Below are 16,626 nucleotides of genomic sequence, written 5' to 3'. Positions count from 1 at the left end.
GATGATCTCGGTGGTCTCCGCCGTGGTGTCCCGCTCCATCAGCTCGACCCTGGTCACCGGGGCGACCTGGACCTGGAGGTCCACCCGGTCGAGCGTCCGCCGAGGCCGTCGAGCTCGCCGCCGAGGCCGGCCGGACCGCCCGCACCAACCTGCGCCTGCTGGCCGCCGCCCGGGTCTTCGTGATCGCCACCCAGGTGCTCCAGGTCAAGGGCGCGCTCGACCTCCTGGACAAGTTCACCGCCATCGCCCGGCGCGGACTCTCCGGCCAGGGCCTCGTCCTGCCCCACGAGGTGGCCGCGGCGGGCCGGCTGGCCACCGAGGCGGCGGCCTGGCGGGACGCGGCCGCCGAGTTCTCCGGCCGGTTCCAGGGCGAGTCCTTCCGGCTGCTGGGAGCGGCGGCCGATCCCGCCACGGCGGGCCGGACGGCGGGCGGGCTCTCCGAGCGGGTCGACCAGCTCACCTCGTCCCGCTGGGAGCTGCCCGCCAGGATCGCGAAGGTCGAGGACGCCCTCGCCGCGGTCCGGGCCAAGCACCGGGCCGCCGTCGCGATCCTGGAGTCGCCGTCGGCCAGCGGCGCGATCGCGGCCGCCACCCAGGGCACCGGCGAACTCGCCGAGCTGTTCGCCGCCTCCGTCGACCTCGAACGGATCGAGAACTCCCTGGACAACACCCTCACGGCCCTGCGCGCCGTCGACTCGACGGTCTCCGCGGACATCGCGTTCGGCACCGCCTGGAGCGACGCCCTCTTCGGCACCTGCGTCCGCGGCGGGGTCTGTTCCCAGACCACCCTGGAGATCCCGTTCGTCGGCACGTCCAGGCTGCGTTTCCTGCCGGGAGAGGAGGGGCCGTGACCGCGTTCCCCGAGGCGTTCAACCCGGTGCGCGGCGGGTTCGTGCTGGTCGACCCCGACCGCGGCACCGTGCGGCGCACGATCCCGTTCCAGTACAACCCGGACACGCTCACCCGCACGCTCACCCCGCAGGGCATCGGCAGCGAGCCCGGCGACCGGCTGGAGGTGCTGCGGCTCAAGGGGCCGGCGCACGAGCAGTTCCGGTTCGACGCCGAGTTCGACGCCGCCGACGCCCCGGAGAAGTACCCGGACGGGCTCCACCCGGTGCTCTCCGCACTGGAGTTGAGCATGTACCCGACGGTCGATCAACTGCGCCACGAGGACGCCCTCGCGCGGGCCGGGCAGATCGAGGTGGCACCGATGGAGTCGCCGCTGCTGGTCCTGGTGCTCGGTCCCAGGCGGGTGGTGCCGGTGCGGATCACCGAGTTCACCGTCACCGAGGAGTTCTTCGACCAGGCGCTCAACCCGGTGCGGGCGAAGGTCGGGGTGGGCGTTCGGGTGCTCACCGTGGACGACCTCGGCCACCAGCACCACGGCGGGGTGCTCTACCTGACCTACCAGGGCCGCAAGGAGGCCTTCGCGCAGTCCGTCCGCAATCCGGTCTCCGACGTCGGCACCCCGCGCGTCTGACCGACCCCACGAGGAGACAGCCGTGTTCGCCCTCACCAGCCGCTACCGCACCCTGCCGACCGCCACCCACCGCCTGCCGGACGGGCGGACGGTGACGTACGTCCGGCGGCGCTTCCTGCCGCACCCGGAGGACCTCACCCTCCTGCGCGAGCACGTCGTCGCGGCGGGCGAGCGGGCGGACCGGATCGCCTTCGCCGAGCTGGGCGACGCCGAGCTCGCCTGGCAGCTCGCGGACGCCAACCGGGCCGACGACCCGAACGAACTCGCCGTCACCGGGAGGCGGTTGCGCGTGACACTGCCCGCCGCACCGGGGCCGGGCGCCGCCTCGCTGCTCGTCCCCGGAGCGCTCAATGGCTAGGAGCGTCCAACTCCTGCTCCGGATCGGCGACATCGTCACCGCGCCCGCGCCGCAGCCGCTCATGGACGCGCTGCAGTCCGTGCAGGTGACGTCGAGCGCCGGGGCCCGCAGCGGCTTCCAACTCACCTTCGCCGCCAGCAAGAAGTCCGTCATCACGCGGACCCTGCTGCCGGCCGGCCTGCTCGACCCGCCCGCCCGGGTCGTGATCGCCGCGATCGTCGCCGGCTCCACCGAGGTGCTGATCGACGGCGTGGTCACCCGGCACGAGCTCAACCCCGGCGACGCGCCCGGCACCGGCACGCTCACCGTCACCGGCGAGGACCTCACCCTCCTCATGGACCTGCGCACCGAGCACGCCTGCTACCCGGCCATGCCGCACGACGTCCGCGCCACGCTCGTCCTGCTCAAGTACGCACTGTACGGCGTCGTTCCGGTCACCGTCCCGCCCGTCGTCCCGACCGTCCCGAACCCGCTCGACCAGATCCCCGTCCAGTCCTCCACCGACCTCGCCTACCTGCGCAGCCTCGGCCAGGAGGTCGGGTACACCTTCTACCTCGTGCCGGGGCCGGCCCCCGGCGCGAGCATCGCCTACTGGGGCCCGGAGGTACGCATCGGCGTGCCGCAGCCCGCGCTGACCGTCAACTCCGGCGCGGCGGACAACGTCGAGCACCTGTCCTTCTCCTTCGACGGGCTCGCGCGCACCCAGTACACCGTCCGCATCACCGAACCCACCACCAAGATCGGCGTCTCGGTGCCGATCCCGAGCCTCAGCCTCCTCAAGCCGCCGCTCGCCGCGCGCCCGGCCGTCGCCCTGCGCGAGGAGCCGCTCGTCAAGGTCACCGACCGCTCGCTCACCGACGCGATGCTGCGCGCCGTCAGCGTCACGTCCCAGGCCGCCGACGCCGTGTCCGGACAGGGCAAGCTCGACGTCCTGCGCTACGGCCGCGTGCTCGCCGCGCGCGGCCTCGTCGGCGTACGCGGCGCGGGCCTCGCGTACGACGGCCTGTACTACGTCAGCAGCGTCACCCACGACCTCAAGCGCGGCGAGTACACCCAGAGCTTCACCCTCGCCCGGGACGGCTTCGTCCCCTTCACCGACCGGGTGGCCCCGTGACCGCGCCCAGTGCCAACCAGCAGCCCGACTTCCGCGACCTCTACCGCGGCGTCGTCGTCTCCAACTTCGACCCGCTGCAACAGAACCGCGTCATGGTCCGGGTCGACGACGTCCTCGGCAACGACCCGTGCATCTGGGCCGTCCCGCAGTACGCGACCGCCGGGATGCACGTCGTACCGGCCGTGCAGTCCGGCGTGTGGGTCACGTTCGAGGACGGCGACGTCAACCGGGCCGTGTGGACCGGGTTCTGGCGCGGCGGGACGATCGAACAGCCGCCGGTCGCCGCGCTCGTGCCGCCCGAGGTGCCGCAGGTCGTGCTCAGCACCCCGGGCGGCAACTACGTGCTGCTCACCGACGCCACCGAGCCCACCGGTGGCATCCGGCTCCAACTGCACGGCGCCGCAGGGCCGTACATCAAGCTCAGCGAGGCCGGGATCGAACTCTCCTGCGGGCCCGGCCTCGCGAGCATCCGCCTCGCCGGCACCTCCGTGATCATCAACAACGGCACGCTCGTCGTGCCGCAATAGCGCTTGGGGGACCACATGCCCGGCCTCGCCCTCCACACCGGAGCGACCATGACCTGCCCGCACGGCGGCACCGTGACCATCCTGCCCGCCGGGCCGCCCGGGGCGCTGGTCCAGGGGATGCCGGTCGCGACCGGCGCCGACCGGCTCGTGATCGCGGGCTGCGCCGTGACGCCGCCGTGCGCGACCGTGCAGTGGGCGAACGTGTCCTCCGTCCTCGTCGACGGCGCGCCGCTGCTGGTGCAGGCGCCGCCGCCGACCCCGCCGCCCGTGCCCGGCGGCGGGGTGTGCATCGGGTCGCCGACTCCCGCTCCTCCACTGGTCCTCGCGATGCAGACCCTCGTCACGGGGCTGTGAGCCATGGACCCGGCCTTCCCCTTCCGCATCGACGGCCGCGGCCGCACCGCCGAGGCCGCCTACCCGGACCACGTGCGCGACATGATCGAGCAACTCCTGTTCACCACCCCCGGCGAGCGCGTCAACCGCCCCGACTTCGGCTGCGGCCTGCTCGACCTCGTCTTCGAGCCCGACAGCGTCGAACTCGCCGCCGCCCTCCAGGTCTCCGCCGAGGGCGCCCTGCACCGCTGGCTCGGCGACGTCATCGTCGTCGACTCGCTCCGGGTGACGGCCGAGGAGAGCACCCTGCGCATCGAGCTGCGCTACGTGCTCGTCGCCACCGGCGAGGTCCGCACCGCCGTCCTCGAAGGGAGCGTGGCGCCATGACCTGCTCGGACGAGCGGCGGCGCGCCAAGCTGCGCACCTCCGACCTCAACGGCATCGACAGCGTGGACGTCCTCGACGAAGCCCTCGTGGTCGTCCTCTTCGGCAAGGCGCCCGCGGGCCTCACGCCCGCCAACTTCCGCATCGACGGCGGCGAGCGGATCACCGGCATCACCGTCACGGCGGTGCGCCGCGAAGCCGACGCGGAAAGGGAGTTGGCCGACCGACTCGTCCTCGCCGTCGATCGGCCCGGCGATCTCTCCGCCTACCGCCTGAGCGTCGTCCGCGCCGACCCGCACGGGCGGCCGAGCACCGACCCGTACCCCGGATTCGACCCCCGGTACGCGAGCGCCGCGTTCACCTTCCGGCCCGAGTGCGCTTCGCTCGACTGCGCCCCCGCCGCCACCTGCCCGCCCGCACACCCGCCCGCACCCGAGATCGACTACCTCGCCAAGGACTACGCGAGCTTCCGCCAACTCCTGCTCGACCGGCTCGCCCTGACCATGCCGACCTGGACCGAACGACACGTCCCCGACCTCGGCATCACCCTCGTCGAACTCCTCGCCCACGAGGCCGACCGCCTCGCCTACCGCCAGGACGCCGCCGCCACCGAGGCCTACCTCGACACCGCCCGCCACCGCGTCTCCGTGCGCCGCCACGCCCGGCTCGTCGACTACGCCATGCACGACGGCTGCGCCGCCCGCGCCTGGGTCTGCCTGCAGACCGACGAGGAACTCACCCTTCCCGCAGGGGACTTCCGCTTCCTCACGCTCGCCCCCTCCGTCCTGCCCGAGCTCGGCCCCGCCCTGCTCGCCGCCGACCTCCAGCAGCGCCGCCACCTGCCGCCGTACCAGGTCTTCGAACCCGTCCACGCCGAATCCGTGCCGCTGCGCCCCGCCCACAACCTGATCCACGTGTGGACGTGGGGCGACGCCGAGTGCTGCCTCCCGGAGGGTGCCACCTCGGCCTCCCTCGTCGACGGTTCATCGAATCGGCGGGCCCTGTGCCTGCGCCCCGGCGACGTCCTGGTCTTCGAGGAGGTCCTCGGCGCCAGGACGGGCGCCCCCGCCGACGCCGACCGCACCCACCGCCAGGCCGTCCGCCTCGTCACCGTCACCGAGGACCTCGACCGGCTCTACGACCAGCCCCTCCTGCACGTCACCTGGGCCCGGGAGGACGCGCTGGCCTTCCCACTCTGCGTCAGCGCGCGCGGCGGCCCCGACTGCACGGACCTGGAGGTCGGCGTCGCGCGCGGCAACGCCGTGCTCGTCGAGCACGGCGAACGCATCGACTGGTGCCACCAGCCGGCGGAGCCGATCGACGTGCCCGTCGCGCCGCCGCAGGAACCCGGCTGCTCCTCGTGCTGCTCCTCGTGCGGTTCCTCCTGCGGTTCCTCCTGCGGTTCCGACGACGCCCCCGGCCGGCCGGCCTACCCGCCGCTGCCCGTCCGCTTCTCCCCCGCGCTGCGCCGGCTCCCCGTGACCCAGAGCGCCCCCTTCCCCACCGACGCCGTCATCGCCGCCGCCCAGGCCGCGCGCCTCCTCGGCCTGCCCGACCGCGCCCGGCAGCGCCTCACCGCGATCTGGCACCGCCTGCCCCCGCACGACGGCACGCTCACCTCAGCCGAACGCGCCTACCTGGTCCTGCTGTTCGACGAGACCGTCCTCCAGCGCCTCGGTGCCGACGAGCACCCGCGTGACGCGCTGCGCACCCTGCTCGCCCGCTTCGACGACCTCCTCGCGACCGAACTCGCCCGCTGGCGCGAGCTCGTCCGCCGGGCGAGGGCCGGCCAGGTGCTCCGGCACGACGTCGAGGGCTGGGAGCTCGGGCAGAGCTGGGGCGAGGACGAGGCCGAGCAACTCCGGGAGGACGACCCCGCGTTCCGCGGCCCGGCCTCGCTCGCCACCACCCCCGACCCCCGCACCGCACTGCCCGCCGTCCGGCTCACCGACCAGGACGGCCGCGACTGGCGCCCCCGCCACGACCTGCTGGACAGCGGCCCGGCGGACCGCGACCTCGTCGGCGAGACGGACGACGACGGCGTCCTGCGGCTGCGCTTCGGCGACGGCCGGGCCGGCGCTGCCTTCCCTCTCGCCGACTCCCCCGGCGTGCAGTGCACCGCCCGCTACCGCGTCGGCAACGGCACGCCCGGCAACGTCGGTCCCGAGGCGATCAACCGGATCGTCCTCTGCGCGACCCGCCAGCACGGCATCCGTGCCGTCCGAAACCCGCTGCCCGCCGCCGGCGGCGTCGATCCCGAGCCCGTCGACGACGTCCGCCGCCTCGCGCCGATCGTGCCGACCACCCGGCTCCTGCGCGCGATCACCGCGGACGACTACGCGGCGCTGGCCGCTGCCGTCCCTGGCGTCCGCCGGGCGGCGGCGGACCTCCGCTGGACGGGCAGCTGGTACGAGGCCCAGGTGGCCGTCGAGGCCTTCGGCACCGGGACGGCCCCCGACGCGCTGCTCGACACCGTGCGGACGGCGTTGTTCCGCTACCGCCGGATCGGCCACGACCTCGCGGAGTTCACCGCGACACCCGTCCCGCTCGACGTCGCGCTCCGCGTGCGGGTCGAGCCCGACCACGTCGCCGGGCACGTCCGCGCCGGGCTGCTGGCCGCCTTCGCCGCGCTCTTCGCACCGGACGCGCCCGTCTTCGGCGACCCCGTCCGGGTCAGCCGGCTGGTCGCGGCGGCGGCGTCCGTCCCCGGCGTGCGGCACGCCGAAGTCACCCGCCTGCACCGCCTGTTCGCCGATCCGGCCGACCGCGGCGACGCGCTCACCACCGGAGTGCTGCCGATCGGGCCACTGGAGGTCGCGCAGCTCGACAACGACCCGTCCCGGCCCGAACACGGCCGCCTCGCACTCGACTTGGAGGGCGGCCGATGACCTGCGCGTCCGGCTCCTGCGCCGGCACCTGCTGCACGGGAGTGGCAGCCGTCACCCCGACGCCCGTCTTCAATCCGCCCGGGCAGCCCGCGCTCGCCTACCGCGCGGGCACCTACGCGACCTTCCGCGAGTCCATGCTCGCCCGGCTCTCCGGCCGCCGCGCCCTCGACCCGCTCACCACCCGCGAACCGGACGACGCCGCGATCGCCCTGCTCGACTGCTGGGCGGTGGTCGGCGAGGTGCTCACCTTCTACCAGGAGCGCATCGCCGACGAGGGCTACCTGCGCACCGCCACCGAGCCGGAGTCGCTCGACCACCTCGGCCTGCTCGCCGGGCACCGTCCCCGTCCGCCGCTCGGGTCGAGCACCCACCTCGCGTACACGCTCGACCCGGGGGCGCACACCCTCATCCCGGCCGGGTCCGGGGTGAAGAGCCAGGCGGCGGCCGGGCAACTGCCGCAGACCTTCGAGACGAGCGAGGACCTCGTCGCCCGCGCGGAGTGGAACACCCTCGCCGTCCGCCTGACCGACCCCCCGGACATCACGCGCGACACCGTCGACGCACTGGTCACCTTCGCCGTGGACGGGACGACCGCCAACCTCCGCAAGGGCGACCGGCTGTTGTTCACGTTCGCCCCGAGCGGCCTCGCCCCCGACGTCCACGCGCGGACGGTCGCCGAATCCACCGTCGACTTCACCGCCGGACGGACCGAGGTCATGCTCGTCTCCGCCACCACACCGCTCGGTGCCTTCACCGCCGCCGTCGCCGCCCTCGCCGACGCCGTGCGTGCCGCCACCGGGGACGCGGTGACGCGCACGGACCCGGTCGCGGCACGTGTCGTCAGTGACATCCTCACCCCGCTCGCCGCCCTGCTCCTGCCCACTCTCACCCCGGCCGACGCCCTGTTCGAGGTCGCCCCAGAGCTCCAACGGCTCGCGGAGGCCGTCGCGTTGGCCGCCCGCGGCGCGAGCTGCGCGCTCGCCGACTGGCTCGGCGGCGACCTCGCCACCGGCCCGAGCGCCCTCGCCACCGTCCGGCACGACGGCGCCGCCCTGCTCGTCCTGGCCGCCCGACTGGCCCGCCGGACGGATCCCGAGCTCACCCGGCTGCGCTCGCTCGCCCGCTCGCTGGTCTGCCCGGTGAGCTGCGAGTCGGACCTCACGGACGGTGGCGACAACTGCCCGGACCCCTACCAGGCCGTCGGGCTGGTCGCGTTGACACCCGTCCTGCCGGCCCTGCGCCGCCCGCCGTCCCGCCCACCGACGTCGGCGCGTGCCCTGGACACGTCCGTCCGGCAGCTGTTCCAGCCCGACTCGGACGCCCACCCGCGGCTGCTCGCCGCCGCCGATCCCAGGCTCGGCCGGCTGTACGACGCGTGGCGGGGCGAGCGGATCACCGACCCGCCACCGCTCGCCGGGCTCGTGGTCCTGCGGGTCCGCGCCGCCGTCGCGCTGGCCCGGCGAAAGACGCCCGCCTCCGACAACCTCGTCGACCAGATCCTCCTCGGCTCCCTCCACGACACGGTCCTCCCCGGGCGCCCGGTCCTCGTCGGCACCGGCGACGGCACGGACACGCTGGTCCTCTTCCCCGACCGCGTCCTGCCCGCGCAGCTCGACGTGACCGACCCGAGCGGCCGGAGGATCGGCGAAGTCACCGTCACCATGCTGGAGTTCGACACCCCGGTCGACGCTTCGAAGCTCGCCGGGGGCACCCCGCTGTGGGCCCAGGGCGAGCCGCTCACCCCCGTCGGCGCGCCGCTCCCCGACGACGTCGGCGCCGCCTCGATCGACCTCGCCCAGTGCTACGACGGCCTCAAGCCCGGCCGCTGGATCGTCGTCTCCGGCGAACGCACCGACGTCCCGCACACCGGCGGTGTACAGGCCGCCGAACTCGCCATGATCGCCGGCGTCGGCCAGCGGCTGGACCGGACGGTCGACGGAGAGCCGGTGCTCCAGCGCGGCCAGGGCCCGCAGACCCGTCTCCTGCTGGCCAACGACCTCGCCTACACCTACCGCCGTTCCAGCGTCACGGTCTTCGGCAACGTCGTCGCCGCCACCCAGGGCGAGACTCGCGACGACGTCCTCGGCAGCGGCGACGCGGGCGTGCCGGGCCAGGCGTTCCCGCTGCACTTCGTCTCCGACCCCACCCCGCTCACCTGGACCGCCGCCGACAACCCCCTCGGCGCACAGAACTCCCTCACCCCCCGCGTCAACGGCGTCGCCTGGCACGAGACCCCCGCCCTCGCACTCAACGGCCCCGACGACCACGCCTACGAACTGCGTGGCGCCACCGTCGCGTTCGGCGACGGCGTGCACGGCGCCCGGCTCCCCACCGGCACGCAGAACGTCACCGCCCGCTACCGCACCGGCGCGGGCGCCGCCGGCAACCTCCCCGCCGGCAAGGTCAACCAGCTCGCCGCCCGCCCGCTCGGCGTCAGCGCCGTCACGAACCCGTTGCCCGCCACGGGCGGAGCCGACGGCGACGGCCCCGACGACGCGCGCACCGTCATCCCGCTGCGGCTGCGGGCGCTCGACCGGCTGGTGTCCGTCCAGGACTACGAGGACTTCACCCGGGCCCGGGCGGGCATCGGCAAGGCGAGCGCCGCCAAGCTCTTCGACGGCACCCGGGAAGTGGTGCACGTGACCGTCGCGGCCGTCGGCGACGCGCCGATCGACCCGCTGTCCGACCTGTTCACCGCGCTCGAACGCGCACTGGTGGACTTCGGGGACATCGGCGTCCCGGTCCGGGTGGCCGCGCGGGAGCTGCGGCTGATCGTGCTGGACGCGGGCGTCAAGGTGCTGCCCGACTACGCGTGGGAGCTCGTGGAGCCCGCCGTCCGGGCCGCGCTGGCGGCCCGGTTCGGCTTCGCCGCGCGGACGCTCGGGCGGCCCGCGTACCTGAGCGAGGCGATCGCGACGATCCAGGGCGTCGAGGGCGTGGACCACACGGACGTGCAGGTCTTCGCGGACGTTCCCGGAGACGTCACGCCGATCCGACTCGCGCAGCTAGCTGCCGGATTGACCACGGCCAACGCCTGCCTCCCGGCACTGCCGGCCCACTTCGAGCAGATCCGGCACCGGATCGTCCGCGGCGACACGCTGACCACGGTCGCCCAGCGGTACGGCCTCGGCCTCGCCGAACTCGCCGCGCTCAACCCGGCGCTGGACTCCCCCACGCTCCACACCGGCCGCCACCTCACGGTGTACCGCGACATCCGCCCCGCTCAGCTCGCCGTCCTCCCCGCCGACGTCCCCGAGGCCCTCACCCTCCGGAGGATCCCGTGACCGCCGACCGCCCGTACGGCCTCCGGCCCACGGCCGTCCGCACCCGAGCGCCCTCCTCACGTCCCGCACCATCCCCCGCACCCGCGCCGACCACCCCCAGCCCGCGGAGGGTCCCGTGACCGCCGACCGCCTGTACGACCTCCTCCCCGCCGTCGTCCGCACCCGCGACGCCGAACAGGGCTGGCCGCTCAGGGCGTTGATCGGCGTCATCCAGGAGCAGGCCGACGTCATCGAGGCCGACATCGACCGGCTCGCCGACGACTGGTTCATCGAGACCTGTCAGGCCTGGGTCGCCCCCTACCTCGGCGAGCTCGTCGGCTACCGCGTCCTGCCCGGCTCCGCCGGGGCCCTGACCGCCCTGCCCGGCGGCACCCCCACCGAGGCCGCCCGCGCTCTCCTCGCCGCCGTCGCCGGCCGCCGCGACGTCGCCCACACCGTCGCCAACCGCCGCCGCAAGGGCACCCTCGCCCTCCTGGAACAGCTCGCCGCCGACGTCGCCGCCTGGCCCGCCCACGCCGTCGAGCTCCGCACCCTCCTCGGCCTGACCCAGCCCGTCCGCGTCCTCGGCCGCGACCCCCGCGCCGACCGCCGCCGGCTCGCCCGAGGCCGCACGGCCGGCCTCCACGCCGTCGACGAACTCGACCGCCTGGGCGGCCCGTTCGAGCGCACCGCCCGGACGGTCGACGTCCGCCGCATCAACTCGGCCCGCACCCAAGGCCGTTACAACGTCCCCGAGGTCGGCCTGTACCTCTGGCGGCTGCGCCCGTACCCCGTCACCCGCGCCCCCGCCCACTGCGACGACCGCGCCCGCACCCACTTCACCTTCAGCGTGCTCGGCAACAGCGCGCCGCTGATCGTCAACCCGGTGCCCGTCGACCCGGCGGTCGCGCCCGGGGCGCGCCTCGCCGACGAGAGCACCGTGCCGGCGTTCATCCGCCGCCGCGCCTTCGCCGAGCGCACCGCGCAGTTCTACGGTCCCGGCAAGAGCCTGTGCATCCACGTCGGTGACGAGCCCGTGCCCCTGCACCGGATCGTGCCCGCCGACCTCACCGGCTGGCGGCACCACCCCGCCAACGACCAGGTCGCGGTCGACCCGGTCCTCGGCCGGATCGCCTTCCCCGCCCGCCACGCGCCCACCGAGGGCGTGTGGGTGGACTACCACTACGGCTTCGGCGCCGACCTCGGCGGCGGCGAGTACGTCCGCCCGCTCGACCTCCGCCGCCCGCCCGCCCTCTACCAGGTCGGCAAGGGCCGCGAGCTCGCCGGCATCGACGCCGCGCTGCGCCGCTGGCAGGCCGACAAGGCCGCCGACCCGGTCGGCAGGCGCGAGGCCGTCATCGAGATCACCGACAACGGGGACTACCTGGAGCACCTCGCCGTCACGCTCGACCCCGGCGACCACCTCACCATCCGCGCCGCCCAGCGGACCCGGCCGCTCGTGCGCGTCCTCGACCGGAGCAGCAACCGTCCCGACGCCCTGCACGTCATCGGCCCCGGCCCCTTGCCCGGCGGGAAGCCCCCGTGCATCACCTTCGACGGCCTCCTGATCGCCGGCCGCGGCCTGCGCGTCTCCGGCGGCGTCCGCGCGGTCACCGTCCGCCACTGCACGCTCGTGCCCGGCTGGTCGCTCGACCAGGAGTGCAACCCCGAGCACGTCGAGGAGGCGAGCGTCGAACTCGCCGACACCCCGGCCTGCCTCCGCGTCGAGCACAGCGTCCTGGGCCCGGTCGTCGTCAACGCCGACGAGCTCCACGCCGAGCCCAACCGCGTCTCGCTGCGCGACAGCGTCCTCGACGCCACCGCCGACGGCCTCGCCGCCCTGTCCGCCCCGGACCGCCGCCCGGCCCACGCCGTGGTCGACCTGCGCCGCACGACCGTCTTCGGCTCGGTCCTCACCCACGCCGCCGGCCTCGTCGAGAACACCATCGTCACCGGCTGCCTGCACGTCGACCACCGGCAGTCCGGCTGCGTCCGCTTCACCCGGCTCGGCCCCGGCTCCCGCACGCCCCGCCGCTTCCACTGCGTCGACGGCACGTCCCTCCCCCGCTTCACCAGCACCCGCTACGGCACCCCCGGCTACGCCCAACTCGCCCAGGACTGCCCCGAGGCGATCCGGCGCGGCGCCGACGACGGTTCCGAGATGGGCGCCTTCCACGACCTCTTCCAGCCCCAGCGCGAGGACAACCTCCGGCTGCGCCTGGCCGAGTACACCCCCGCCGGCTGCGACGCCGGCCTCGTGATCGTCACGTGACCGCCCCTTAGGAGCCCGTCCATGCAAGGCGACTTCTCCCGCACCACCTTCGACCCGCGCAAGCACTACTCCGCCGTCCTCACCCAGCAGGGCCGCGTCCAGCTCGACGCCGACCTCAACGAACAGGGCGCCCTCCTCCTGCACCAGCTGCGCACGACGATCGCCGACCTCCTCGGTCCCGCCGTCGCACCCGCCGCCGGCGGCGGCTTCGCGATCGACTCGGTCACGGGCAGGAAGCCCCAGGAGGACCTGAAGATCCCGGCGGGCCGGATGTACGTGGACGGCATCCTGATCGAGAACGAGCTCGACACCACCTACTGGACCCAGCCCGACCTCCGCCTCGACCCGACCGATCCCTCCGCCCGACTCCCGCAGGACAAGCCTTTCGTGGTGTACCTGCGGGTGTGGGAGCGGCTGATCACCTCCCTCCAGGACCCGGCGATCCGCGAGGTCGCCCTCGGCGACCCCGGACCGGACACGGCGGCCCGCGCCAAGACCGTCTGGCAGGTCGCCGCACTCCCGGTGGCCGCCGCCACGACCGCCGACGCACTGACCGAGTTCGCCACCCGCCTCGCCGACTTCCGCCCCACCGGACAGCTGCGCGCCGGCGTCAAGCATCCGCCGGCCGCCCCCGAGAACCGCTGCGAACTGCCGCCGGACAGCCGGTTCCGCGGCCCGGAGAACCAGCTCTACCGCATCGAGGTGCACACCGGCGGCCCCGCCGGGCCCGCCGCCACCAACGCGCCGAAGGCCCGCCGCGGCCACCCGTCCGGCGCGACCTTCAAGTGGTCCCGGGAGAACGCCTCCGTGGTGTTCCCGGTCACCGCCCTCCGCGGCGCGGTCGCCACCGTCTCGGCCCTCGGCCGGGACGGCAAACTCGGCCTGGAGGTGGGCGACTGGGTCGAACTCGTCGACGACACCACCGCCGGGCACGTCGCCGACGACTCGGTCCTCACCGACCCGGCCCGCCCCGCACCCCGGCTGCGCCAGGTCCTCGCGATCGACGCCGTCGACCTCCTCGTCACCCTCGACCGGCAGGACGGCGACAACGACTGCGGACTCGGCCCCCACCCGTTCCTGCGCCGCTGGGACCACCTCGCGGCGGCGGACGACGGCGCACTCCCCCTGGTCGAGAACACCTGGCTCGACCTGGAGGACGGGGTCCAGGTCCGGTTCCAGCCCGCCCCAGGCGCCGTGGCCGGCACCTACCGCCGGGGCGACCACTGGCTGGTCCCCGCCCGCACCGCCATCGGCGACGTCCTGTGGCCCCAGGACGCCGACGGCCCCGCCGCCCAGGACCCGACCGGCGTGCAGTACCACTACGCCCCGCTCGCCTACGTCAACGGCGCCACCATCGACGGGTCCCCCCGCAAGACCTTCCGGCCCCTGGGAAGTTGATCGGCGGCCCCACGGGAACACCGTCGCCCCTCACGCAATGGGGCCGGATGCTTGTCGCAGAGGTCGGGGTCGGACAGGCGATGTGCGGTCCGACCTGCGGTTCACACGCTCCGGACGGCAAGCCTCCCAGCCCGCCTCCATCGCGCGCTCCGCGCTTCCACGGCGGCGGGGTTTCGCGTATAGCAGGTGTACCTCCCGCCACGGGTCGGCGAGCCTGTCGCGCCGGAGCTGCCAGGCCCCGAGAACGCACACGGCGGCCCTCATCTGCGGCTGGCGGCCCCCGGCGTCGGTGTGCGGTGTCGGGCGACGAATGGCGGTCCCGGTGGTGTCCATGGCCGGCCTGTCGTCGGGGTGAAGCTGTCGGTCGAGCCGTGCCAGCGCCGACCGCGGCCGTGTCCATCCCGGGCCGGCTCCGCTTCTGAGGGAAGCGACTGGGCGGTTTCCTCACCATCCGGGCCTCCTCCGTCCTGCCCTTGCGCGCACCAGGGGGCCGCGAACGGGGACCGTGGTGGACTGCGCCGAGAAGACGGTCGAGCCGGTGGAGTCCCGGCCGACCGCCCCCACTGCGTCCTACTTCTCCTCCGGCTCCCAGGCGCGGAGCAGGTCGAGCAGCCCTGCGTCCCCGTCCACGCGCAAGGACTCGGCCTTGATGCGGTCGTACAAGTAGAGGACCAGTTCACTGGCCGTGCCATGGACGGAGGCGCCGGCTGCCTCCGACTCCTCGCCGGTCGCGGCGGTGGGCGCCAGGATGCGGGCGGAGCGTGCGCCGTCGCCGTCGACCGTGAGGCGCCAGGAGCGGCCCTCGGCGGAGTGGAAGTCGAAGGCCGTGGGCTTGTGCGGCCAGGCACTCGGCGTTCCGCAGACGGTGAACAGGAACTCCTCCACACCGTCGAGCGCCACCTCGACCGGCAGCGGCTGCGCAGCGCCCCCGGCGAGCTGCGCGTCGTACGTGTGCACCGCGGTCTCCTGGGCCCGGTGCCGGGCGACACCGCCGGCGGTTTGCGGTGACTGCGACGCGGGCCACCACGTCCAGCAACCGCTCTCCGGGCCTGCCTCGCGCAGGGCGCCCAGCAGGAGCTGCGTCGACGCGGCCAGCCAGGCCAGCAGGGCCTCACGCTCCCGCGGCACTTCCAGAGCGGCACGCGCAGCGGTGGCGTCGGCCGGGGGAGCGTCGGCAGGCCCCGCGCCGACGATGGCGGCCCAGAAACGGTCCCCCCCACCCAGGTGCTTCACCAGATCGAACAGCGTCCACCCGGGGCAGGTCGGCACCTGTGCATCGAGACTGGGCGCGGCGGCGACCGCGGCGCGGAAGGCGGTCGACCGTTCGTCGATCAGTCGCAGCAGGTCAGGAAGCTCAAGATTCTTTTCCACGCCTGATGTCTATCACCGTGCTCGGGTGATCGGACAGCGGTTTTCACAGTCACCGCCGGTTGGCCATTGCGGACGTCCTCGCCTCCCGCCTCCCGCCTCCCGCCTAAAGCAACGGCATTGCCTCCTGCGCTGCCCGGGTATCGAGGTGGCCGGCTCCGAAGTGTTCACGCCAGTCGGCGGCGTTGGCGGCGAACTGCTCCAGTGCGTCGGCGGCCAGGCCGTCCGCGGCGAGGATCCGGCCGTGGAGGGCCCTGCCCGGGCCCGCTCGTCAGGCGCGGGGCAGGGCCGTCAACTGCGGGACACAGGGGCGACATCCGGCCACCCATGCCAGGGCCACCGATCTGCCCTGACGGATCCATGCTTCCAACCCCGGCAGCAAGCGCCCCGTCCAGCGAGGCCTGTCCGCGCCTACCTGGCACCCGCTCGGCCAAGGGGGCCGGCAGACATGACGGTGCAACCCAGGGCGAGCCAGCCGGTCGCGAGCAGCCAGCCGCCGAGGACGTCCAGCGGCCAGTGCACCCCGAGGTAGACACGGCTGAGCCCAACCGCTGCCGCGAACACGGCGGCGAGGGCGGCGGCGCTTCGGGATGCCGCCGGACGGGCTCGGGCGACGGCCAGGGCCAGCAGGCCGGCGCAGACCGCCGAGGTGAAGGAATGCCCGGAGGGGAAGGCGAAGCCGGAGGCGTCGACAGCCCAGTTCGGGCGTGGCGGCCGGGGGCGGGAGAGGGCGTGCATCAGGCCAAGGCGCACAAGTTGACCCAGGCCCAGCCAGAGCACCGGGGCAAGGAGAAGGACCGCCGTACGGGCCGGTGGCCGCGGTGCGGGCAGGCCGCGCAACGCGACAGCGCCGGCGGCCAGGGCCAGTAGGTAGGGCAGCGCTCCGGAGCCGGGCGAGGTGATCACCACGGCCACCGCCCGGGCGGCGGACGGCCGGTGTGCGGCGGACCAGTCGTTGGCGTCCCGCTCGAAGCCGTACGGCGCCCAGCTCCGCCCGGCCAGCAGAGCCGCCAGAGCCGCGAACAGTACGAACGCGACTCCCGCCACCATCGGCCACCGGTACGGACGGCCGGGCCGGCTGGGCGGGCTGGGCGGGCTCAAGGGGTGGCTCGTCACGGGCTGCGTCCTTCCTGAGGGAGCAGGGGGTGCGGTTCCGGCCCCCGGTCCCAACATGCGCCACGACCGGACGGGGGCCCGGGTGGGCGCGCGACAGCGGCTTTCCTCAGGAACGGGCCGGGCGC

At 74.6% G+C, this 16,626-nt stretch carries 13 protein-coding genes; 11 read left to right on the top strand and 2 right to left on the bottom strand.

What is annotated here, in order from left to right; translation table 11 throughout:
* Window positions 1–179 precede the first annotated feature (179 nt).
* The 11 genes from AB0C76_RS14915 (at window position 180) to AB0C76_RS14865 (ending at window position 14,017) form a co-directional block, all read left to right on the top strand.
* Entirely contained in the window at window positions 180–851 is a 672-nt protein-coding gene (locus AB0C76_RS14915; RefSeq protein WP_359964524.1) for a hypothetical protein, read from the top strand.
* The gene (locus AB0C76_RS14910; protein ID WP_359964522.1) at window positions 848–1,480 is read left to right on the top strand and encodes a hypothetical protein; all 633 of its coding nucleotides are present in this window, start codon (window positions 848–850) and stop codon (window positions 1,478–1,480) included. The genes AB0C76_RS14915 and AB0C76_RS14910 overlap by 4 nt, the downstream gene beginning before the upstream one ends.
* 22 nt (window positions 1,481–1,502) lie before the next feature.
* The gene (locus AB0C76_RS14905; protein WP_359964520.1) at window positions 1,503–1,838 is read left to right on the top strand and encodes a LysM domain-containing protein; all 336 of its coding nucleotides are present in this window, start codon (window positions 1,503–1,505) and stop codon (window positions 1,836–1,838) included.
* A complete protein-coding gene (locus AB0C76_RS14900) occupies window positions 1,831–2,952 on the top strand; it encodes a hypothetical protein (RefSeq protein ID WP_359964518.1) in 1,122 nt (373 codons plus the stop codon). The genes AB0C76_RS14905 and AB0C76_RS14900 overlap by 8 nt, the downstream gene beginning before the upstream one ends.
* On the top strand, window positions 2,949–3,479 hold the full coding sequence (locus tag AB0C76_RS14895; RefSeq protein WP_359964516.1) for a phage baseplate assembly protein V: 531 nt from the start codon (window positions 2,949–2,951) through the stop codon (window positions 3,477–3,479). Before AB0C76_RS14900 ends, AB0C76_RS14895 begins: the two co-directional genes overlap by 4 nt.
* A 48-nt stretch (window positions 3,480–3,527) precedes the next feature.
* The gene (locus tag AB0C76_RS14890; protein ID WP_359964514.1) at window positions 3,528–3,833 is read left to right on the top strand and encodes a hypothetical protein; all 306 of its coding nucleotides are present in this window, start codon (window positions 3,528–3,530) and stop codon (window positions 3,831–3,833) included.
* Between the two features lie 3 nt (window positions 3,834–3,836).
* Entirely contained in the window at window positions 3,837–4,199 is a 363-nt protein-coding gene (locus tag AB0C76_RS14885; RefSeq protein ID WP_359964512.1) for a GPW/gp25 family protein, read from the top strand.
* Window positions 4,196–7,084 carry a putative baseplate assembly protein gene (locus AB0C76_RS14880; RefSeq protein ID WP_359964510.1) on the top strand — a complete coding sequence of 963 codons (2,889 nt, stop codon included), beginning with the start codon at window positions 4,196–4,198 and terminating at the stop codon, window positions 7,082–7,084. The genes AB0C76_RS14885 and AB0C76_RS14880 overlap by 4 nt, the downstream gene beginning before the upstream one ends.
* Window positions 7,081–10,368, top strand: a complete 3,288-nt coding sequence (locus AB0C76_RS14875; RefSeq protein ID WP_359964508.1) for a putative baseplate assembly protein — start codon at window positions 7,081–7,083, stop codon at window positions 10,366–10,368. The genes AB0C76_RS14880 and AB0C76_RS14875 overlap by 4 nt, the downstream gene beginning before the upstream one ends.
* Before the next feature lie 115 nt (window positions 10,369–10,483).
* Window positions 10,484–12,619 carry a hypothetical protein gene (locus AB0C76_RS14870; RefSeq protein ID WP_359964506.1) on the top strand — a complete coding sequence of 712 codons (2,136 nt, stop codon included), beginning with the start codon at window positions 10,484–10,486 and terminating at the stop codon, window positions 12,617–12,619.
* A gap of 21 nt (window positions 12,620–12,640) precedes the next feature.
* On the top strand, window positions 12,641–14,017 hold the full coding sequence (locus AB0C76_RS14865) for a DUF6519 domain-containing protein (RefSeq protein ID WP_359964504.1): 1,377 nt from the start codon (window positions 12,641–12,643) through the stop codon (window positions 14,015–14,017).
* 570 nt (window positions 14,018–14,587) lie between these two features.
* Here AB0C76_RS14865 and AB0C76_RS14860 read toward each other — a convergent pair.
* Both AB0C76_RS14860 and AB0C76_RS14855 read right to left on the bottom strand, forming a co-directional pair.
* Window positions 14,588–15,388: a maleylpyruvate isomerase family mycothiol-dependent enzyme gene (locus AB0C76_RS14860; RefSeq protein ID WP_359964503.1), complete on the bottom strand. Its 801-nt coding sequence runs from the start codon at window positions 15,386–15,388 to the stop codon at window positions 14,588–14,590.
* Window positions 15,389–15,796: 408 nt separating this feature from the next.
* Window positions 15,797–16,501 carry a phosphatase PAP2 family protein gene (locus AB0C76_RS14855; protein ID WP_359964502.1) on the bottom strand — a complete coding sequence of 235 codons (705 nt, stop codon included), beginning with the start codon at window positions 16,499–16,501 and terminating at the stop codon, window positions 15,797–15,799.
* Between the last annotated feature and the right edge of the window lie 125 nt (window positions 16,502–16,626).

Source organism: Kitasatospora sp. NPDC048722 (assembly GCF_040650235.1).
GTDB lineage: Bacteria > Actinomycetota > Actinomycetes > Streptomycetales > Streptomycetaceae > Kitasatospora.
Note: the sequence above shows the minus strand (reverse complement) of the source record. Positions and strands in the feature narration are given on the sequence as shown.